Source organism: Micromonospora zhanjiangensis (assembly GCF_042650605.1).
Lineage (GTDB): Bacteria > Actinomycetota > Actinomycetes > Mycobacteriales > Micromonosporaceae > Micromonospora_J > Micromonospora_J zhanjiangensis.
In genome coordinates, this window is record NZ_JBHSBN010000006.1 from 202,615 (window position 1) to 223,472 (window position 20,858).

The following is a 20,858-nucleotide window of genomic DNA, read 5'->3' on the forward strand; positions in this document are numbered from 1 at the left end:
TATTTTCGTGCGTTTATCGCCAATGCGCGCCGTCGCCGCGGCCGGTGCCGCGACGCTGACGCTGCTGGGTGCCGTACCGGCGCCCGCCCAGGCGGCCGGCACCGAGGTGCAGCTGCTGGGCTTCAACGACTTCCACGGCCGCCTCGTGGCGCCGGTCGCCGGCACCGGCGGCGCGGCCCAGATGGCCGGCATGATCAACAAACTGAAGGCGGAGAACGGGAACACGCTGGTCCTCTCGGCGGGCGACAACATCGGTGCCTCGCCGTTCGTCTCGGCGGTCCAGAACGACGAGCCGACGATCGACTTCCTCAAGAAGATCCGGCTGGACGCCAGCGCGGTCGGCAACCACGAGTTCGACCGAGGCTTCGCCGACCTCAACGACCGGGTCATCCCGCGCGGCGGTTTCCCGTACCTGGCCGCGAACGTCTACCGCGGCGGTACGCCGGCACCGGACCGGCTCGACGAGTCGGCGGTCTTCACCGTGGGCGGCGTGAAGATCGGTGTGGTCGGCGTGGTGACCCAGGAGACGCCGTCCCTGGTCTCGCCCTCCGGCATCCAGGGCCTGACCTTCAAGGACCCGACCACCGAGGCCAACCGGGTCGCCGCGAAGCTCAGGTCCGAGCAGAACGTCGCGGCCGTCGTCCTGCTCGTGCACGAGGGTGCCGCGACCGCCGGTACGGACGCCGCGTCCTGCGCGGCGGTGGCGAACCCCGGCACGGCGTTCGGCAAGATCGTGACGGGCGCCGGCGCCGGCATCGACGCCATCATCTCGGGCCACACCCACACGCCCTACAACTGCTCGTACGACGTGCCGGGCCTCGGACACAAGCGACCGGTGGTGCAGACCGGCCAGTACGGCGACGCCCTGGACCAGATCAAGCTGACCGTCTCCGGTGGCAAGGTGACGGACGCGACGAGCGCCGTACTGCCGATCAAGGGCTACCCGGAGGACCCGGACGTCGCCAAGCTGGTCGCCGACGCGACCAAACTGGCCGACGAGAAGGGCAAGGTCAAGGTCGGCGAGATCACCGCGGACATCAAGCGGGCCCGGACGTCGACCGGCGACGAGGACCGGGGTGCCGAGTCGGTGCTCGGCAACTTCATCGCCGACGTGCAACTGGCCGGGACCAAGGCGACCAACCGGGGCGGGGCGCAGATCGCCTTCATGAACCCCGGCGGCCTGCGGGCCGACCTGCTCAAGGGCGCCGACGGCGTGGTCTCGTACGCGGACGCCGCCAGCGTCCAGCCGTTCGCCAACGACGTGATCACCAAGACGTACACGGGCAAGGAGATCAAGGAGGTCCTGGAACAGCAGTGGCAGCCGGCGGGCGCCTCGCGGCCGTTCCTGCACCTGGGCGTCTCCAAGGGCTTCAGCTACGTCTACGACCCGAACGGGACGGCCGGCAACCGGGTCCTCGCGGACCGGATCTTCCTCAACGGCAAGGTGCTCGACCCGAACGCCAGCTACCGGGTGACGGTCAACTCGTTCCTGGCCTCCGGCGGGGACAACTTCACCGCGCTGGGCGGGGGCACCGACCGGTTCGCCACCGGCGACAACGACCTGACCGTGCTGGTCGACTACTTCAAGGCCAACTCCCCGGTCACCGCCGACACCGTCGAGCGGGCGTACACCGTCGGGCAGCCGGGCGCCCCGGAGCCGGGCACCGGCGGCGACGGCGGGACGGGTGACAACGGCGGGACCGGCGGCAGCGACGGCGGTCTGCCGATCACCGGCACCCCGGTCACCGCGCTCGTCGTGGTCGGCCTCGTGCTGCTGATCGCCGGTGTGGTGGTCTTCCTGGTGACCTGCCGTCGGCGGATCCGCCTCACCGTCGACTGACGACCGGATCGGACGTCGGATCGGCCGGTGGACGGCCGGTCCGACGTCCCGACCGGGTCAGCGGAGGGTGAGTTGGCGGCCCACCAGGCCCTGCCGGGCCCGGCGGCCGGCGGCGTCCAGCGGGGCGGTGTCGGTCAGCGCGGCGGCGTACCGCTTGGCGAAGTCGGCGGCCGGCGCCTCCCAGCGGTCGGCCTCCGGTTCCTCCGGCAGGTCCCAGACCGGCACCAGCCGCCCGTGCGCCCGGAACATGCCGGCGAACCTGGTCCCGTCGCCCAGCGGCAGGTCGCCGGCCGCGGCCAGCCGGGACAGCGCGTCCAGCGCGGCGTCCTCGTCGTCCGGCAGCACCCAGCGCACGTGCGCCTTCTCCGGCACCCGGCACCAGTAGACGCCGCGGGCGGCGGTCAGCCGGGTGGTCGGGTAGATCGAGGCGTTGGCGCGCTCCAGCGAGGCCCGCACGTTCGGGTCCTCGGTGGCCCCCGGCTCCAGCCAGAAGTCGAAGCCGCTGTGCACGCTGACCTCCAGCGGGCCGTCGACCAGGATGTCCTGCAACCGCGGCCCCTCGCCCGGCAACGGCGGTACGGTGACCGTCCGCCCCGGCTCGGTGCGCAACGCGCAGAGCAGCGACTCGGCCAGGTCGCGGGAGACGTCGCCGGACTGCACGTGCCGCTGCAGCCCGACCATGATCCGGCCGTCCTCCTTGGCGATCGCGGGCGCCGCCATGGGCAGCACGGTGGCCAGGGTCACCGGCCGCTCCCCGAACTCCTCGACCAGGCTGGGCGCCAGCGTCAGCGGGGCGGACGCGGCCGGCACGAACTCGCGCAGCGCGATCCACTCCGCCTCGTCGGTCAGCCCCTCGAACGGGCGGGGGACGAAGATGTCGCGCAGCTTCTGCCGCTTGGGCGCCGCGTCGCTCGCGGCCCGGTTGTTCCTTCGACGCTTGCTCACGGCGAGACAGCCTAGTCAGGTGGCCGGCCGGGCCGGGTACGGACGCAGCATCCCGGCGACCCCGGCGATCGTCCCGGGTGAGACCGCCACGACGGCAGGCTCGGTCATCGCCGTACCCGCGCGGTGCAGACCGACTCGTGCTCCGCCCGCAGCACGCACCGCCGGCCGCCGTCGAGCGGCCGGTCGCAGTAGACCCGATGCCGTACGCCTTGGGCGTCCTCCTCGGAGACGGTGGTCTCGCCGGGGTCGAGCGGGGTGAGGAAGGTCAGTGCCCGCACGGCGGTGCGGGCCAGGATCCGGGCGTGGGCCAGGGTGGCCGCGTTAACGGGCAGATGGATGACGTAGCGCATCGGGCGGGGTGGTCCCTTCTTTGCTCGACCTCACTTCTCGGCTGTGCTGGATGGGGTGGTCCTGCCGCTTCGGGTCCGGCAGGACCACCCCGCCCCACCCACCCGCAGCCTTTCCCGGCGAGTACGGACGAACAGGGCAGCAATCGGTGCTGGCCGGGACGAACAAGGCGCTCGCCCCGGCGTTCGGGCAGTTATCCCGAGGACGGGTCACCCACCGCCAAGCAGGCATCCCGGAGGAAAACTTAGAGGACAATGTACGCTCGGTCAACACTGAAAGCACCATGTGCTTGATGTAGGAGGCCGGGACGTGATCGAATTGGTGGGCCGCCAAGCAGAAGGTCCCACCCATGCCGATCGAACCCATCTACACGAGGATCGTCGCCGACATCCGAGCGAAGATCGCCTCGGGTGAACTCAAGAACGGCGACAAGTTGCCGTCCGTGTCCGAGTTGCGCGCTCAGTACAACGCGAGCAACACCGCGGTCCGCAACGCGATGCTGGTGCTGCGTTCGGCCGGCCTGGTCGAAGGTCACCAAGGCAAGGGCGTGTACGTGCGCAAGCCCGATGCCTGACGCCGATCTGGCGATACTGCAAGCCGAAGGGCTGATCGAGGGCCAGCAGGGTCGAGGCGTGTACTCGCATGCCCCCGCCATTGGCGGGGAAAGCCAGTGAGTCTTGGACAAGTTCTGTTCCGACGGGACGCAAACTGTCCAAGACTCACTCGGCGGGGCGCCAGCCGGCGGCGGTGAGGGCCGCTCGGAGTTGGGTGGCGACCTACGTTCTCGATCCGACCGGCTTGCCCGAGTAACCGACGTGTGGGGCTACATCGAAAATCGTGTAGCTACACGATTTTCGATGTGAGCCCGAAAGTGACGTCGGCTCCCGAGGCCGCCGTCGCCCTGGATCGCCAGGTGCGGCGGGGAACCGCCCACGCGCCGCGGCGGCATCACGCGCCCCAGGGAGGCCGCGTCCGAAGACCACCCGACAGCAGGCCGCGCTCAGGGGACCGTGGCGAGCACGGGAGCGGCGGCGGTGGCCGGGGGGACGCGCTTGGCGGCGCGGAGGCGGGCCCAGACGCTCTGGCCGAGGCCGTCGCGGTCAACCCCCCACTCGACCGCCAGGGCGGCCACGATGTGCAACCCCCGGCCGTCCAGGGAGTCCGGTCCGGCCTCGCGCAGGCGGGGTACGCCGGTGGCCGCGCCGCCGTCGGTCACCCGTACCTCGACGGTGTCCGTGTCCGGGCCGGGGCGCAGCCGCCAGGCCACCCGGATCACCGCGCCGGGCAGCGGGTCGGCGTGCCGGACCGAGTTGCCGACGAGTTCGGCGACGGTCGCCACCACGTCGGCGAGCAGCGCCGGGGAGACCACCAGGGCGAGTTCGGTGGACAGCCGGCGGCGGGCCGTCCGGGCACCACGGGGTTGGTGCGGGACCACCACGCACCAGGCGCGCTCTGCCAGCTCGGTCGTCACGTAGGGCCTCCTCCGGCGGCGGGGCACGACTCAGCCACGGGGCAGGCGTACCTCTGCGACCGTACCGCCCCCCTCGTGCGGACGGAGGGATACCCACCCTTTTTGTCGCTCTATGATGCGTCTGACGAGGTATAGCCCGAGTCCGGCGCCGGGGTACCGCCGCCGGTCGCCCGACTCGCCCTGCCAGAATCGTTCGAACGCCCGCTCGACGTGCTCCGGCCGGATGCCGACACCCTGGTCGATCACCCGAAACGCCACGGTCTGCGGATCGGCGTCCGCGGTCACCAGGATGGTCGTCCCCTCGGGGGCGTACTTTCCGGCGTTCGTGGTCAGCTCGGTCAGCACCGTCGACATGCTGGCCCGGTCGCCGAGCGCCTTGGGCAGCCCGTCCGGCAGCTCCATGGCGAGCCGGCGGCGCAGGTCCGCCGGCAGGTCGGCCGCCGCCGAGCGCAGCGCATCGACCAGCTCGAACGGTACGGGCGTCGGGTCGCCCACCGGCCCGCTGTCGGTGGCACTGGACAGCAACCGGTCCACCAGGCGGGCCAGTTCGGCGGCCCGCTGACCGATCACCTCGGCCGCCTTGCGCCGGTCCGGCTCGGGCAGCGAGTCCCAGTGGTTGCTGAGCGTCTCGGCGTACCCCTTGATCACGGTGACCGGGGTGCGCAGCTCGTGGCTGGTGACGGCGACGAACAGGTCCCGGTCGTGGTCTCGCCGGTGCTGGTCGGTGACGTCCCGGAAGGTGACCACCCGGGAGCTGACCGGGCCGGACAACTCGCCCGAGGTGATCTGCACCCATCGTCCGTCCGGCAGCCGGTGGTCGACGACCTGCCCGGACGGCGGCACCGGGAACGGCAGCGGGCGGTTTAGCGCCTCGGCCGCCGACCGTCCGATGACCTGCTCGGCCGCCGGGTTCCAGAGCCGGACCTGACCGTCCCGGTCGACGATCGCCAGTCCGTCGGCGAGCGCGGCCAGTACCGGCCCGTCCCCGTGCACCGGCAGCCCGACCTGGTCGCCGTACATGTGGGCGATGCAGGACGCGAGGTAGGTGACCACCGCCTGGTGCTCCGGGCCGGCCCGGTCGTCCGCCGCGTCGAACAGCGCGTGCAGGCTGCCGACGGCCACCCCGCTGAGCTCCGACCGGGCCGCGAGGATCCGGCCCACCCCGCGTCCGCCCAGGTGGCCGGCCAGTTCACCGGTCAGCGACTCCCGCCGCAGTTCCTGGGTACGCGGACCGGTCAGCAGCCGGTCGACCAACGGGTCCGACCCGGGCACCGGCCGGCCGACGGCCCACTCGGCGATCCCGGTGGCGGCGACGATCCGGCCCTGACCGGCGGCGTACTCGACGAAGATCATCCCGTCCGCGTGGACACTTCGCTGGGCCACCCGCAACAACTGCCCCAGCACCGGCAGCCCGGAGTCCCCGGAGTTGATCATTTCGAGTACGACGGTCCGGCCGGCGATGAGCGAGGGATAGTCAGGGTGATCCGGCATGCCCCGAGTCTGCCCCGACCGGGCGGACGGAAGGAAGGGGCCCTCACTGTCAGCGACCGAGGCGCTCCAGGATCAGCGCCGGCCGGTCGGTGATGATGCCGTCCACGCCGTGGTCGAGCAGCAGGTCGAGATCGTTCGTCTCGTTGACGGTCCAGACGTAGACCTGGTGCCCGGCCGCCCGCAGGGCGGGGATCAACTGCGGTCGGGCCCGGACCAGACCGATTCCCGGCCCGGCGATCTTCGCGCCGAACGGCAACCGGCCCACCCGCAGCCCGGGCGGGATCACCTCCAGCAACAGCACGGTCGACAGCCGCGGCGCCAGCACCCGCATCCGGCGGACCGCGAGCGCCGAGAAGGACATCACGGTGACCCGTACCGGATCGCTCGGCCGCGGTTCGAGCAGGCCGTGCTCGCGCAGCAGCGTGGTCAGCCGGCGCTCCACGTCCCCGCCGTACCGGGTGGGGTGTTTGGTCTCGATCAACAGCTCGACCGGCCGGCCGGCCTCGCGCACCGCGCGCAGCAACCGGTCCAGGGTGAGCAGCCGGGTCCGGGACGGATCGGCGGGTACGTCGGTCGGCGCGTCCTCGGACGAGGCGCCCGGGTGCCAGGAGCCGAAGTCGAGTTCGTTCAGCTCGGCCAGGGTCCGGGCGCTGACCCGTCCCCGGCCGTTGCTGGTGCGGTCCAACCGCCGGTCGTGCACGCAGACCAGGTGGCCGTCCCGGGTCAGCCGGACGTCGCACTCCAGCCCGTCGGCGCCCTCGTCGAGGGCCCGCAGGTAGGCGGCCAGGGTGTGCTCGGGCAGCACCGCCGACGAGCCCCGGTGCGCGAAGACCAGCGGATCCTTCCCGAGCCCGGCCTCGCCGGCGCGGCTGCCTCGATCGTCCATGATCAGATCACTCGGGCCGGTTGTCCGTCCTCGCTGACCATGGGCCGGCCGGTCGCCGCCCACTGGCGCATCCCGCCGGTGAGGTTGCGGACGTTGTCCCAGCCGTTGCCCATCAGATAGGCCACGACCTGACCGGACCGGCCGCCCGAGCGACAGACCACCACCACGTCCCCCTCGGTGGGAATCTCGGCCAGCCGGGCCGGTACGTCGTTCATCGGCAGGTGCCGGGCGTCGGGCGCGTGACCGGCGGCCCACTCGTCCGACTCGCGGACGTCGACGATGTGGGCGCCCTCGGCGACGTCGGCAGGGGCTACGGAAGGTACGTCAGGTCCGAACACGGCTACCAAGCCTAGGCCAGTGTCGCACCGGCCGTCCGCCGACGGTCCGGACATCCGCGGCCGGCCGGCCTCAGAGCCGGTTGATCCAGCTCGGGTTGTCCCGGACCCAGTGGGCCATGCCGGCCTCCCGGACCGCCCGGAACAGTACGTCCGCCGTGGGATCGAGCAGCACGTACGAGATCCCGTCGATGTCCTTGGCGTGCGAGGGCAGCTGCACGCCCACCAGGGAGCCGGCGGTCAGGTGACGCAGGCCGAAGACCAGGTCCTCGATCGGGGCGCCGTTGCTGTCCACGGTGAAGGCCGAACCGATCGCCCGGATCAGCCGGTCGAACTTCAGCGGACTGGTCAGCAGGTCGGCACCGGCGACCCGGTCCATGATCGCCCGCAGCAGTTGCTGCTGATGCCGTTGCCGGTCGAAGTCCCCGCCCGGCAGGCCGTACCGCTGCCGGGCGTAGTCGAGCGCGCGGGCGCCGTCCATCTGCTGGCACCCGACCGGGAAGACCGTGCCGGTGTGGATCGAGCGCACCGGCTCGTCCACGCACATCCGTACGCCGTCGACCAGGTCGATCACCTTCTCGAAACCGGAGAAGTCGATCAGTGCGGCCCCGTCGAAGCGGATCCCGGTGAGCTGGCTCAGCGTGGCCGAGAGCAGTCGGGTGCCGCCCTGGCCCCCGCCGCCGTGCTCGAACGCGGAATTGATCTTGTCGTCACCGCCCGGGTACGTGGCCGTGGGCGGGATCGCGACGTACAGGTCACGCGGAACGGAGATCAGATACGCCTGCCGCAGCCCGTCCGGCACGTGCACGATCACGATCGTGTCGGAGCGCGCGTCCGAGTCCGAGGCGTTGGGCCGTTGGTCGGAGCCGACCAGCAGGAAGTTGAGCGGCCCGGAGGCGGTGCCGTTCGCCCGACGCGCGGCCGGGTCGAGCAGGCTCTGCCTGGCCACGCTCCGGTCGTACCGTTCGGTGAGGGCCCGCAGTCCCACCCCGGCGACGACGGCGAAGATCAGCAGTGCCGCCCCGGCGACGAGTGCGATCCGGGCCCACCACGGGCTCCGCTTCGACGTGAACGTGACCCCTCCCGGACCCGGTCTGGCGCGAATGGCTCTCGCGTCAGACTAAGGGTCCGGTTTGGTCGGCTAGCGGCTTTCGAGGTTTTTGGTGGGCGGTGCCGCGCCGGCGGTCAGGATTTCACTTCTTGGTCGACAGCACGGCCGGGTTGGCGGTGACGAACTGGGCCAGGGTGTCGTTCTTGACCGCCGCGAACATCTGCTTGGTCAGCGGGTTGAACACCTCACGCCCGGCCCCGTCGGTGCTGAACGTGCCGCCGTTGGTGCGCAGCATGGTCAGGTCGTTGCCGGTGACGCCCTTCATCGTGAAGATGAAGTCGGCGATCGGCGCCCCGCCGGTGTCCAGCGTGAACGCCTTGCCGGCCGCCTTCATCAGGGCGTTGAGCTTGGTCGGGTTGGTCATCGCGCCGCCGTCGATCGCCTTCTTGGCCATCGCCTTGATCAGTTGCTGCTGGTGCTGCTGCCGGTCGTAGTCGCCGTTGCGCAGACCGTAGCGCTGCCGGGAGTAGTCCAGCGCGGCCCAGCCCGGCATCTCCTGGCAACCGGGCTTGTGCACCACCGGGGTCATCTTCTTGCCGGTCTTCTTGGCGTCGGCGTTCCACATCGGCTTGCCGTCGACCATCGACATGTGGTGCGACTCGACCCGCTGGTCGACGCAGATCCGGACCGTACCGAGGGCGTCGATCACGCTCTTGAAACCGCTGAAGTCGATGATCGCCGCACCGTCGAAGCTGATGCCGGTCATGTTCTTGATCGTCTGTGCCAGCAGTTGGGTGCCGCCGCCCCAACCGCCACCGTTCTGCGCGCCGAAGAAGAAGGCGCTGTTGATCTTGTCGGTGGTGCCGGCGAACTTGCTCTTGCTGAAGGCCGGGATCCGCGCCTCGGTGTCCCGCGGGACGGAGATCAGGAACGCCTGGTCGTGCGAGGCCGGGATGTGCAGGATGATGATCGTGTCCGGCCGGGTGTCGTTCTTGTCCCAGTCGGCGCGCACGTCCACCCCGAGCAGCAGCATGTCGATCGGGCCTTCGAGGTTCTTGCCGCCCTCGGCCTCGCTCTTGCCCGCCGTGCCGAGCAGGTTGTCCTGGCTGATGTTGTTGGTCGCGCTGCTGATCAGGGCGTTGCCGCCGACGATGGCGACCCCGCTCAGCATCATCAGCACGGCGCCCGCTATCACCAGCGCCTTGGCCCAGCCCGGGTCCTTGCGCCGCTTACGCTTGGTTTTCTTACCGTCCGTGTTCGACGGTGGACGGGCGGCTGATCCCGATGAGTACACCGATGCCGCGGGCGGCACCGTTGCGGCGGCTCGTCCGCGGGTCTGAACCGACATGTGTGCTCCAGGTCGCGTGTCGAGGGGCCAGACCACTGTACGGAGTGCGGCGCCTTCCCGCGAGGTCCCCGTTCACCGGAACTTCACATCCCGAACGGGTCGAGGCACCGTCCACGGCCGCCGACACGGAGCGTCACCAGCGCGGACGGCGCTCGACCGCCGGAATTCAACTGCCGTTCGTGGTGCCGGACTTCCCGTTCGATGCCACCCAGTCGGCCACCTTGTCGGCGGCTATCGCCTGATAGAGGCTCAGCGCCTTGGGTCGGTCGGAGAGCACGACCGACTGACCGTCGATCGTCTGACCGCCCAGGTTCGGGCTGGTCATGAAGTGCAGGTTCTCGCCCCGCAGGTGGCGGAACTGGGTCGCCGTGTCGAGAAGCGAGAAGTCCTTGTCCACCGTGACCGCCTTGGTGACGGAGCTGAGGAAGGCGTTCAGCTTCGCCGGGTTGCTCAGCGTACCGGTGCTGGCCGCCTTGTCCATGATCGCGCGGAGGAACTCCTGCTGGTGCCGCATCCGGGCGAAGTCACCGTCGGGGAACTGCTTGCGCTGCCGGACCCAGTCGAGCGCGGTCGCGCCGTCCATGTGCTGGACGCCCTTCTTGAACTTGCGGAACGGCTTGTGGATCGAGGTGATGTCCCGGTCCACCTTCAGGTCGACCCCGCCGAGCGCGTCGGTGACCTCCTTGAAGCCGCCGAAGTCGATCGCGGCGACGTTGTCGATCCGCACGTCGCTGAAGCACTCGACGGTACGCACGGCGAGCGGCAGGCCACCCTCGGCGAAGGCGGCGTTGATCTTCTCACGCTGACCGCTGTCACAGGCCGCGCCGGCGCTCTGCGGCACCGGTACGTACAGGTCGCGCGGGATGGAGACCAGGTAGGCCCGGTCGTGACTGGCCGGGACGTGCATCAGGATGATCGTGTCGGACCGCCAGGCACCGGCCTTGTCGAGCGCCGCCGACGGGTCCCGCGAGTCGCTGCCGACCAGCAGGATGTTGAACGCGCCCTCGACGGTCTTGGCCGGCCGCTGGCTGCCGATCCCGTTGAACGCGTCGGTGCGCTTCAGCTCGTCGTTGAGGTTGTTGGCGTAGATCCAGGCGCCCACGCCGCCCAGCAGGGCGAGCACGACCACCACGGCGCCGACGACCATGGCGATGCGGCCCCAGCGGGGACGACGACCGCGGCGGGGCGCACCGCCGTACCGGCCGGGTCCGTCCGGTGGGCCGCCCGGTCCGCCCGGTCCACCGGGGCCGGCCGGTCCACCGTCGTGCAGTCCGCGGCTCTGCTCGGGGGTGCCGAGGAACCGGGCCCGACCCGCGGCCCGGGTGGCGCCGGCCGATCCCGCGGCGGGCACCGAGGCGCGTCCGGACGCGCCGCCGGTGGCCCGGGCGAAGCCGGAGCCGGGGTGAGGGCCGGGGGGATAGGTCGCTGACATGCCACTCAGGGTACGTAGCCCGGCCAAGAGGAGTCTTCAGGCGAAGCGGGGATTCGGGCGGAATGTTGCCCGTGTCCGGATTATCCCAGTCGCTGGCTGAAGTGTTCGATGGTGCGCCGTAACCCTTCGTCAGGGGCCACCACCGGTTCGTATCCGAGCCGTTCACGAGCCAGGGTGAGGTCCGGCCTGCGCTTTTCGGGGTCGTCGCCGGGTCGGGTGACGTAGGTCACCTCCGACGAACTGCCCGTCATGGCGACGATCAGCTCGGCCAACTCCCGCATGGACACCTCGTGCTCGGTGCCGCAGTTGATCGGGCCGGTCTCGGTGGAGTCGAGCAACAGCAGGATGCCCCGGACCAGATCGTCGACGTAGCAGATCGACCGGGTCTGCGCGCCGGTGCCGTGCACGGTCAGCGGTTCGCCGCGCAGCGCCTGGGTGATGAACGCCGGGATGGCCCGCCCGTCGTCCGGCCGCATCCGCGGCCCGTACGTGTTGAAGATCCGGACGATGCCGACGTCCAACCCGTGGTAGCGGTGGTACGCCATGGTGGCCGCCTCGGCGAACCGCTTCGCCTCGTCGTAGACGCTGCGTACGCCGATCGGGTTCACGTTGCCCCAGTACGTCTCCGGCTGCGGGTGCACGCTCGGGTCGCCGTACGCCTCGGAGGTGGAGGCCATCAGGAAGCGGGCCCGGTCCGCGACCGCCCGGTCCAGCAGGTGCAGGGTGGCGACCGAACCGACCCGGAGAATCTCCACCGGCAGCGTGGGGAAGTCCTTGGGGCTGGCCGGCGAGGCCATGTGCAGGATCGCGTCGAACCGCTCGGCGACGGCCGGGTGGTGCGCCGGCAGTCCGTCGGAGACGTCCGCCTCGACGAGGGTGAACCGCGGGTGGTCGGCCAGCTGCGCGAGGTTGTCCTTGGACCCGGTCACGAAGTTGTCCACGACCACGACCGTGCAGCCCCGCCCGATCAGGGCGTCGACCAGATGGGACGGGACGAAACCGGCCCCGCCGGAGACGAGAACCCGGCTGCCGGGTCCGAAACGCTGGGCTACCACCATGCGGTCAGCCTACCCAGATCGCCGATCACCGACTCGCCGGCCGTCGGACCCGTCGGGTCCGACCCGGATACGCGCGGCGCCCCGCCCGGTCGATGACCGGACGGGGCGCCGCTTTCGGGGGGTGGAGGGTCAGTGGGCGCCGGCTCCGGTGAGCGAGCGGACCTCCAGTTCGGCGTACTTCGCGTCGTCGCGTTCCTTGGACAGCAGGGTGCCGATCCAGCCGCACAGGAAGCCCACCGGGATGGAGATGATGCCCGGGTTGGACAGCGGGAACCAGTGCCAGTCGGAGTCCGGGAACATCGCGGTGGGCGCACCGGAGACGACCGGCGAGAAGAACACCAGGACGACCGCGGCGATCAGGCCGCCGTAGATCGCCCACACCGCGCCGGAGGTGTTGAACCGCTTCCAGAACAGGCTGTAGAGAATGGCCGGCAGATTGCCGGACGCGGCGACGGCGAAGGCCAGCGCCACCAGGAAGGCCACGTTCAGGCTCTGCGCGAAGATCGACAGCGCGATGGCGATCGCCCCGATCACGAAGGCCGAGATCCGGGCGACGTTCACCTCCTGCCGCTCGGACGCCTCGCCCCGCTTGACCACGTTGGCGTAGAAGTCGTGCGCCAGGCTGGACGAGGAGGCCAGGGTGAGTCCGGCGACCACGGCCAGGATGGTGGCGAAGGCGACCGCCGCGATGATGGCGAGCAGGGTCGCCCCGCCGATCTCGCCGCCCAGGTAGTCGAGGCCGAGCTTCTGGGCCAACTGCGGGGCGGCCGTGTTGCCCGCCTTGTCCTGCGCGGTGATCTCCTTACCGCCCACCAGGGCCGCCGCGCCGAAGCCCAGCGCCAGGGTGAACAGGTAGAAGGTGCCGATGATGCCGATCGCCCAGAGCACGCTCTTGCGGGCCGCCCGCGCGGTGGGCACGGTGTAGAACCGGATCAGGATGTGCGGCAGGCCGGCGGTGCCGAGCACCAGCGCCATCCCCAGCGACAGCAGGTCCATCTTGCTGTAGAAGGTCTTCGTCGCGTCACCGGCGGTCTCCACGCCGTATCTCAGCCCGGGTTCCAGGAACGCCTCCCCCTTGCCGGAGACCCGGGCCGCGTCGCCGAGCAGCGAGGAGATGTTGAACTTGTAGTGCACCAGCACCAGCAGGGTCATCACCAGGGTGCCGCCCATCAGCAGCACCGCCTTGACGATCTGCACGTAGGTGGTGCCCTTCATGCCGCCCACCGTGACGTAAATGATCATCAGTGCGCCGACCAGGATGATGGTGGCGACCTTGGCGGCGTCGGCGTCCATGCCCAGGAACGTGGTGCCCGGCTTGATCCCGAGCAGCAGCGCCACCAGTGCGCCCGCGCCGACCATCTGGGCCAGCAGGTAGAAGATCGACACGGTGATGGTGGAGACCGCCGCCGCGGTCCGGACCGGCCGCTGCCGCATCCGGAACGCCAGCACGTCGGCCATCGTGTACCGGCCCGAGTTGCGCAGCAGCTCCGCCACCAGCAGCAACGCCACCAGCCAGGCGACCAGGAAGCCGATCGAGTAGAGGAACCCGTCGTAGCCGTAGAGGGCGATCAGGCCGGCGATGCCGAGGAACGAGGCGGCCGACATGTAGTCACCGCCGATGGCCATGCCGTTCTGGAAGCCGGAGAACGACCGACCGCCGGCGTAGAAGTCGGTGGCCGTCTTGGTCTGCCGGCTCGCCCAGACCGTGATGCCGAGGGTCACCGCCACCAGCAACAGGAACAGCACGATGGTGATCGTGCGGGCGGTGCTGTTGGTCGCCTCAGCCGCGAGGAACGTCCTCATGCTTCACCTCCCCCAGGTCGGCCCGGATCGAGTCGGCCACCGGGTCGATCCGGCGGTCGGCGTACCGGGAGTAGAGCCAGGCGATCACGAACGTCGAGACGAACTGCAACAGCCCGAACAGCAACGCCACGTTGATGTTGCCCACGAGCTTGGTGCCCATGAAATCGCGGGCGTAGGCCGAGAGGATCACGTAGAGCGCGTACCAGAGGAAGAACGCCACGGTCATCGGGAAGACGAAGCCGCGCAACGCCTTGCGCAGCCCGGCGAACTCCGCCGAGTTCTGGACCGTGACGTACCGCTCCGATGCGGACGCCGGGGCCGGGGTGTCGGCGGGGGTATCTGTAGACATGCGACTCACCACCCTTCACAGGTGTGCGGGATTACGCGCACGGTAGGTAGCCGCGCCGTGCCGGGAAAGGCATCGGTCGGGTCGCGGTCGCGCACTGCGCCGAACGGGCCGTTGGCTGCGCCGAGTGACCTCGCTCACGCCGACGAGCGGCGCGGTGGCCGGTGCCGGGCGGGCGGTCAGTCGGTGAGTTCGCGGTATCGACCGCGGTAGTGCACCAGCGGGCCGGCGTCGCCGGTGAACTCGACGGTCTCGACGGTCGCCTCGACCAACCGGCCCCAGCCGTACTCCCGGCTGTCGTCCAGCCGGCAGCCCGCCCAGCCGGCGCCGTCGGCCGGCACCGGGCCGTACCCGGTCTCGGTCCAGGCGCCGGCGGCGAACAGGCCGCCGGGCGCGGGGAACAGGCCGGCGAACCGGTCGGCCAACTGGCGGTGCCCGGGTCCGAGCGGCGTGACGGCGAACCGCCCGGCCGCCGACGCCGCCGCCCACAGGTCGGAATCCTCGTCGATCAACCCGAGCAGCCGGGCCGGGTCGCCGTCGGCGACCAGCGTCGAGGAGACCGTCAGACCGGCCGGGCCGGGCGCCGTCCAGAGCGTCACCGCCGCCGGCAGGCGACCCCGGAACCGGCGTACGGGGGACCGCTGCCCGGCCGGGGTGGCGAACGGATCGGTGTGGTGGATCTGTCCGCCGGGTTCTGGATTCACGTGAAACATTGTGCCGCCCCCGGCCCGCTCACCGCCGGGGAGTGACCGCCTGAAGCAGTTCGGGCTGTCGGCGGTCCAGCACGTCGCCGGCGAGGTACGTGCCCAGCGCCGCCGCGGCCAGCCCGTACGCCAGCCCGACCGGGAACCCGACCCACAGCCAGGCCCCGCCGAGCAGGATGCCGGCCACCGTCACCGGCGTCGCGACGGCGGCCGCGGCGATCATCCCGAGGAGGCCGAACAGGCTCTTCGCCGCGCCGCCACCGGTGTTCATGGCGAACGGGTTGGTCGTCTCGGGCAACGCGTACCCGCCGAGCACCGACACGTACTGGTTGACCGCCAGGCCGCTGCCGTAGGCGGCGAAGATCACGCCGGCCACCAGCCCGATCCAGGCCGGTCGGCCCAGGAACAGCGGCACGCCGATCGCGATGACCGTCAGCACCGGCACGATGTACAGCGAGAAGGCCAGCGCCCGGGCCCGCAGTTCGAGCCGGCCGGGCACCCCGGCGACCACGTTCGCGGCGTACGCGCTGCCGTCGTAGCCGAACTGGTTCGCCACCGTGGTCGCGCCGAGCACCCCGACGAAGAGCATCGACAGGCTCAGCGGCACCGGCGCCGCGGCGGTGATCGCCCGGCCCTCGATCAGGTCGCCGCTGCCGAGGTTGACCATGACCGGGAGGAAGAGCCCGACCACGGCGAACGTGATCAGGCCGGCCCGCCGACGCATGTCCCGCCACCAGTACCGGGCGTCCCGGGCCACCAGCGCGCCGAACCGGTCCCGGTGCAGCCAGCGCACGGCGGACGGGAAGAGTTGCCCGACCGCGCCGCCGGGCGCCGCCGACCGGCCCCTGGCCGGGGCCGCGCCGCCGCTCGTCGCGCCGACCATCGCCGCCTCGATCGACCGGGACCACCACCACAGCAGCAACGCCACGGCGGCCAGCGTGATCAGCAGCTTGGCCGGCGCCGCCCAGGCCCGTCCCGCGGCCACGTCGAGCCCCATCGTGTACGGCGCGCCGAGCGGGGTCCAGCCGACGACCTCGGCCACCCCGGTCAACCGGCCCCAGTCGGTGTGCGTGGCCGCGTTGACCGCAGCGAGTTGCAGCGGACCGAGCAGCGCGGCGAACAGGGCGAGCAGGACGATCGCCAGGTCGCGTACCCGGCGCGACCGCAGCATGTTGGCGAACGCGCTGGTCACCGCCCGGCTGGCGGCCACGCAGAGGGACATCCCGGCGAGCACGCCGACGAACGCGGTCACCGCGGCCGGCCACCCGCCCAGGGCGCCCGCCGACAGCACCACCCCGCCGGTGGCCAGCAGGGTGGCCAGCGCCGGCGTGCCGACCAGCGCGGCGGCGAACATCCCGCCGACCAGGGTGCGCCGCCGCAGCGGCAGCAGCGCGAACCGGGCCGGGTCGATCGTCTCGTCCACGCCGAAGAAGACCAGCGGCAGGAACAGCCAGCCGAGCGCCAGCAGACCACCGCCGAACGCCGCCACCAGCACGGCGAACCGTTGGCTGCCGGTCATGCCGGGTGCGGCCGAGAGCAGGAAACCGGCGATGCCGAAGCCGAGCCCGAAGACCAACCCGAGGACGAACAGCACCACCCGCCAGGCCTGACCCCGGAAGTTGTTGCCGAGCACCCGCAGCTTGAGCCGCACGAAGTGCCACGCCCGCACCGGCCGGACCCCGGCCTCGACCCGTTCCGGCCGGGACCCGGTCCGGCCGGTGCCGGGGGCCGCCGTGGGGTCGGGTCGGTCGGCCGTGTCCGGCCCGCCGGGGCGTCCCGCGTTCAGAGCCACGCCAGCTCCTCGCCGGTGGCGGTGCGTCCGCCGACCACCTCGACGAAGACGTCCTCCAGCGAACGCTCCCCGCGGACCTCGGCGAGCGTGCCGACCCGCTTGATCACGCCGTCGGCGAGGATCGCCACGTGGCTGCAGAGCCGCTCCACGACCTCCATCACGTGACTGGAGAAGATCACCGTGCCGCCGCCGGAGACGTACCGGAGCAGGATGTCCCGGATCAGCGCGGCCGAGACCGGGTCGACCGCCTCGAACGGCTCGTCGAGCACCAGCAGCCGGGGCGCGTGCAGCAACGCGCAGGCCAGGCCGATCTTCTTCTTCATCCCGGCCGAATAGTCGACCACCAGGGTCCGGCCGGCGTCGGCCAACGCCAGCACGTCGAGCAGCTCGCCGGCCCGCTGGTCGACCACCGTCGGGTCCATCCCGCGCAGCAACCCGTGGTACGCCAGCAGCTCGGCCCCGGACAGCCGGTCGAACAGCCGTACCCCGTCGGGCATGACGCCGAGCAGTTGCTTGGCGCGTACCGGGTCGGCCCACACGTCGTGGCCCAGCACCCAGGCGCCGCCGGCATCCGGTCGGAGCAGCCCCACCGCCATCGACAGGGTGGTCGTCTTGCCTGCGCCGTTCGGGCCGAGCAACCCGTAGAACGAGCCGGCCGGGACGTCCAGGTCCACCCCGCCCACGGCCACCTTGGCGTCGAACCGCTTGACCAGACCGCGCAACGCGAGCGCGGCGTGCCCCTCACCGATCATGCCTCCACCGTAACCATCGGTGGCCAGGACGGAGTCCGACCGCAGGTTGATCCGAAGGTCCGCCCCGCGCCGGATTCCCGCCGCCGCCGGTCCGCCGACCGGCCGCGGAACCGTCAGCTCCCGGCCGCGGACAGCAGCGCCTCGGCGACCGGGGTACGGGTGTTCAGGACCGCGTGCCCGGCCCGGTGGGTGGTCACCAGCCCCGCCGCCCGGAGCATCCCCAGTTGCTGGGAGATGCCACCGGGGGACAGCCCGGCGTGCCGGGCCAGCTCGGTGGTGGACAGCGGCGACTCCAGCGCGGCCAGCAGGGCGGCCCGGGTCCGCCCGAGCACCGCCGTGAGGGCGGCCGACCCGCCGCCGCCGCTCTCCCAGAGGGTGGCGATGCCCCGCGCCGGGTACGCCAGCTGGGGCTGTGCCACCGCCCGGTCCCCCGAGCCGCCGCAGGTGACGCTCAGCACCGAGGGCCAGACGAAGACCGACGGGATCAACAGGAGACCCGTGCCGTGCCCGGTGGTGTCGGCCGAGCAGAACCGGTGGGTGATGGAGAGGGTGTCGTCCTCCCAGCGGACCCGCTGGTGCAGGTCGTTGAGCAGGCCCTCGGCGCCGTCCTCGGTCAGTCGCCGGGCCCGCTGGAACACCTCCGCCTCCAGCAGGGTGCGGATCCGGGGCCAGTACGGTGCGACGGCCAGCCGCCAGTACTCCTCGACCTCGTCGGCCAGCCGGTCGAGCCCGGTCGCCGGGTCGTCGTACAGGTCGCGCAGTGCCCGGCGGTCGGCGGCGTCGAGCACCGCGAGATCACCGCGGACGACCTCGGCGGGGGTGGCCCGCAGCGCGGCCAGCTCGGCCGCCAGATCGGCGGTCAGGGTGGCCGGCGGCGGGTTGAGGAAGTCGGGAATGCGCCCGACGGGCGGCACCAGACGGGTCAGCCACCGGTCCGGCGAGCCGGGGCGGAACCCCGCGGCGGCCAGCGCCGGTCGGACCCGGGCGACCCACGGCAGATGTACGGCGTGCCCGGCCGGATCGGCCAGCACCCGCAGGCTCGCCACCACCTCCCAGAGGCAGGACAGGGCGAACCGGATGCGGGCCATGTCGTGCACCGAGAACCCGATCGACAGCATCCCTTGCCTCCACGTCCGGTCGTCGGGTCGCAGTATGCCCGGCGGGTGTGACCGTCCCGCGGCGGGTTCAGAGCCGCAGCGACTCCGGGGCGTGCAGCCGCAGCATCAGGTTGCCGACGTCCCGCGGCGCGCGTCGCCGGGTGACCATCGACCCGATCACCATCACCGCGAAGGCCAGCGGCACGGTCCAGGCCGCGGGCTGGGCGATCACCTCGGCCGGCCAGCCGCCGGCCGGCGGGGCCAGCACGGTGATCAGCACGGACAGCACCGCCGCGCCGCCACCGACCAGGATGCCGGCGGCGGCGCCCACGTCGGTCAGGCCGCGCCACCAGATCCCCAGCACCAGCAGCGGGCAGAAGCTGGAGGCGGCCACCGCGAAGGCCAGCCCGACCACCTGGGACACGTCCAGGCCGGCCAGGTTGAGCGCGAGGACCACCGGCACGGTACCGGCCACCACGGCGGCCAGCCGGAAGTCGCGGACCGAGCCCCGGCCCAGCACGTCCGCCGAGATCACCCCGGCGACGCTGGTCAGCAGGCCGGACGAGGTGGACAAGAAGGCCGCGAACGCGCCGGCCGAGACCAGCGCGGCGAGCAGTTGCCCGGTCAGGCCGTCACCCAGCGCCGCGCCGGGCAGCAGCACCACCACCGCGTCGGTCCGGCCGGTCACCAGCAGTTGCGGCGTGTAGATCCGGCCCAGCACGCCGTACAGGGTGGGCAACAGGTAGAAGGCGCCGACCAGGGCCAGCACCACCAGCGTCGTCCGGCGGGCGGCGGCGCCGTCGGAGTTGGTGTAGAAGCGCACCAGTACGTGCGGCAGCCCCATCGTGCCGAGGAACGTGGCCAGGATGAGCGAGTAGGTGGCGAACAACCCCCGGTCGTCCTTGCCGGCGGCGTCCGGCAGCAACCAGTCCAGTCCGTTGTTCGCGTCCACCGTCGACACCTCGGGCACCGGTTCGCCGGCCGCGAAGTCGAGCCGGTCGCCGGGGCGTACCCGCAGGACGGATCCGTCGGCGAGGGTGACGGTGGCGTCCCGCTCGACCACGACGGTGGTCGCGGCGGGGAAGGCGGTGCCGGCCGGTGGCGTGACCGCCGGCCGCCCGTCGGCCTGCCAGTGCAGCACCAGGAAGATCGCCGGTACGGCCAGCGCGGTGAGCTTGAGCCAGTACTGGAAGGCCTGCACGAAGGTGATCGCCCGCATCCCGCCGAGCGCCACGTTGGCGGTCACCACCACCCCGACCAACAGCGCGCCGACCGCGTACGGCGCGCCGGTCACCGTGGTCAGGGTCAGCCCGGCACCCTGCAACTGCGGCACCAGGTACAACCAGCCGATGAAGATGACGAAGAGGGTGGCCAGCTTGCGCAGCCCCCGGGAACCCAACCGCAGCTCGCAGAAGTCGGGCAGGGTGAAGGCGCCCGAGCGGCGCAGCGGCGCGGCCACGAAGAGCAGCAGGGCGAGGTAGCCGGCGGCGAACCCGACCGGGTACCAGAGCACGTCCACGCCGTACTTGAGGATCAGTCCGGCGGTGCCGAGGAACGACGCGGCGGACAGATACTCGCCGCCGATCGCGGCGGCGTTCCAGGTCGGGCTCACCATCCGGGAGGCGACCAGGAAGTCCGAGGTGGTCCGGGCCAGTTTCAGCCCGTAGAAGCCGATCATGACGGTGACCAGGGTGACCGCCACGATGGCCGGTACCACGTACGGGTTGTGCATCTACCGCTCCGGCCGCTGGACCAGCTCGGTGAACTCCTGCTCGTTCCGTTCCGACCAGTGCACGTACAGCCAACCCACGGCGACCAGGAACGGGAACGCGGCGACGCCGAGCAGCAGCCAGGGCAGGTTCACCCCGAACACGGTCACGCCGCCGACCGAGGGAGCGATGGCGAACAGCAGCGGCAGCCCACCCAGCCCGACGACCACCACCAGGGACAGCCGGAACGCCAACGCGAGCTGGGCCCGGACCAGGCCGCGGACCAGGGCCTCGCCGACCCGGGTCTGCTGGGTCAGCTCGGTCCGGGTGCGGTCCCGGACCGGACCGTGCCGGGACAGGTCGGCCAGCACGATCCGCGACCGCCGGGGTACGCCCGGGGTCGCCGCGCTGGGCGGTGGTTCGGCAACGGGGTCGGCCACCCCGGCAGTC

General features: G+C 71.7%; 20 protein-coding genes. 2 read left to right on the plus strand and 18 right to left on the minus strand.

The window, feature by feature from the left end; translation table 11 throughout:
• Positions 1-7: 7 nt before the first annotated feature.
• A complete protein-coding gene (locus tag ACFOX0_RS11685; RefSeq protein WP_377544663.1) occupies positions 8-1,840 on the plus strand; it encodes a bifunctional metallophosphatase/5'-nucleotidase in 1,833 nt (610 codons plus the stop codon).
• 57 nt (positions 1,841-1,897) lie between these two features.
• Here ACFOX0_RS11685 and ACFOX0_RS11690 read toward each other — a convergent pair whose 3' ends face one another.
• Complete coding sequence (locus tag ACFOX0_RS11690; RefSeq protein ID WP_377544665.1) at positions 1,898-2,785, minus strand: DUF5926 family protein; 888 nt, start codon at positions 2,783-2,785, stop codon at positions 1,898-1,900.
• A 104-nt stretch (positions 2,786-2,889) separates the two neighbouring features.
• Positions 2,890-3,135, minus strand: coding sequence for a hypothetical protein (locus ACFOX0_RS11695; RefSeq protein ID WP_377544667.1), 246 nt, complete (start codon positions 3,133-3,135; stop codon positions 2,890-2,892).
• Between the two features lie 347 nt (positions 3,136-3,482).
• Between ACFOX0_RS11695 and ACFOX0_RS11700 the strand changes: the two genes are divergently transcribed.
• A complete protein-coding gene (locus ACFOX0_RS11700) occupies positions 3,483-3,707 on the plus strand; it encodes a winged helix-turn-helix domain-containing protein (RefSeq protein WP_377544669.1) in 225 nt (74 codons plus the stop codon).
• Positions 3,708-4,133: 426 nt separating this feature from the next.
• Here ACFOX0_RS11700 and ACFOX0_RS11705 read toward each other — a convergent pair whose 3' ends face one another.
• From ACFOX0_RS11705 to ACFOX0_RS11780, 16 genes are all read right to left on the minus strand, one after another.
• Entirely contained in the window at positions 4,134-4,604 is a 471-nt protein-coding gene (locus ACFOX0_RS11705; protein ID WP_377544672.1) for an ATP-binding protein, read from the minus strand.
• Between the two features lie 30 nt (positions 4,605-4,634).
• Complete coding sequence (locus tag ACFOX0_RS11710) at positions 4,635-6,095, minus strand: sensor histidine kinase (RefSeq protein ID WP_377544673.1); 1,461 nt, start codon at positions 6,093-6,095, stop codon at positions 4,635-4,637.
• A gap of 49 nt (positions 6,096-6,144) precedes the next feature.
• The gene (locus ACFOX0_RS11715; protein WP_377544675.1) at positions 6,145-6,981 is read right to left on the minus strand and encodes a glycerophosphodiester phosphodiesterase; all 837 of its coding nucleotides are present in this window, start codon (positions 6,979-6,981) and stop codon (positions 6,145-6,147) included.
• Positions 6,982-6,983: 2 nt separating this feature from the next.
• The gene (locus ACFOX0_RS11720; protein ID WP_377544677.1) at positions 6,984-7,319 is read right to left on the minus strand and encodes a rhodanese-like domain-containing protein; all 336 of its coding nucleotides are present in this window, start codon (positions 7,317-7,319) and stop codon (positions 6,984-6,986) included.
• Positions 7,320-7,389: 70 nt separating this feature from the next.
• Positions 7,390-8,265, minus strand: coding sequence for an LCP family protein (locus ACFOX0_RS11725; RefSeq protein ID WP_449288852.1), 876 nt, complete (start codon positions 8,263-8,265; stop codon positions 7,390-7,392).
• A gap of 244 nt (positions 8,266-8,509) precedes the next feature.
• Complete coding sequence (locus ACFOX0_RS11730) at positions 8,510-9,562, minus strand: LCP family protein (RefSeq protein WP_449288853.1); 1,053 nt, start codon at positions 9,560-9,562, stop codon at positions 8,510-8,512.
• Between the two features lie 319 nt (positions 9,563-9,881).
• A complete protein-coding gene (locus ACFOX0_RS11735; RefSeq protein WP_377544681.1) occupies positions 9,882-11,147 on the minus strand; it encodes an LCP family protein in 1,266 nt (421 codons plus the stop codon).
• A gap of 80 nt (positions 11,148-11,227) precedes the next feature.
• Positions 11,228-12,205 (minus strand): UDP-glucuronic acid decarboxylase family protein, encoded by a 978-nt coding sequence (locus ACFOX0_RS11740; protein WP_377544683.1) that lies wholly within the window; start codon positions 12,203-12,205, stop codon positions 11,228-11,230.
• A gap of 129 nt (positions 12,206-12,334) precedes the next feature.
• On the minus strand, positions 12,335-14,008 hold the full coding sequence (locus ACFOX0_RS11745) for a solute symporter family protein (protein ID WP_377544685.1): 1,674 nt from the start codon (positions 14,006-14,008) through the stop codon (positions 12,335-12,337).
• Entirely contained in the window at positions 13,986-14,357 is a 372-nt protein-coding gene (locus ACFOX0_RS11750; RefSeq protein WP_377544687.1) for a DUF485 domain-containing protein, read from the minus strand. The genes ACFOX0_RS11745 and ACFOX0_RS11750 overlap by 23 nt, the downstream gene beginning before the upstream one ends.
• A 176-nt stretch (positions 14,358-14,533) precedes the next feature.
• Entirely contained in the window at positions 14,534-15,067 is a 534-nt protein-coding gene (locus ACFOX0_RS11755; RefSeq protein WP_377544688.1) for a flavin reductase family protein, read from the minus strand.
• Between the two features lie 19 nt (positions 15,068-15,086).
• A complete protein-coding gene (locus tag ACFOX0_RS11760; RefSeq protein ID WP_377544894.1) occupies positions 15,087-16,727 on the minus strand; it encodes an ABC transporter permease in 1,641 nt (546 codons plus the stop codon).
• Positions 16,728-16,840: 113 nt separating this feature from the next.
• Positions 16,841-17,602 (minus strand): ABC transporter ATP-binding protein, encoded by a 762-nt coding sequence (locus ACFOX0_RS11765; RefSeq protein ID WP_377544690.1) that lies wholly within the window; start codon positions 17,600-17,602, stop codon positions 16,841-16,843.
• Positions 17,603-17,715: 113 nt separating this feature from the next.
• Positions 17,716-18,720 carry a DUF5937 family protein gene (locus tag ACFOX0_RS11770; protein WP_377544692.1) on the minus strand — a complete coding sequence of 335 codons (1,005 nt, stop codon included), beginning with the start codon at positions 18,718-18,720 and terminating at the stop codon, positions 17,716-17,718.
• Positions 18,721-18,787: 67 nt separating this feature from the next.
• Positions 18,788-20,431 carry a sodium/solute symporter gene (locus ACFOX0_RS11775; RefSeq protein WP_377544694.1) on the minus strand — a complete coding sequence of 548 codons (1,644 nt, stop codon included), beginning with the start codon at positions 20,429-20,431 and terminating at the stop codon, positions 18,788-18,790.
• Positions 20,432-20,848, minus strand: coding sequence for a DUF485 domain-containing protein (locus tag ACFOX0_RS11780; protein WP_377544696.1), 417 nt, complete (start codon positions 20,846-20,848; stop codon positions 20,432-20,434).
• Between the last annotated feature and the right edge of the window lie 10 nt (positions 20,849-20,858).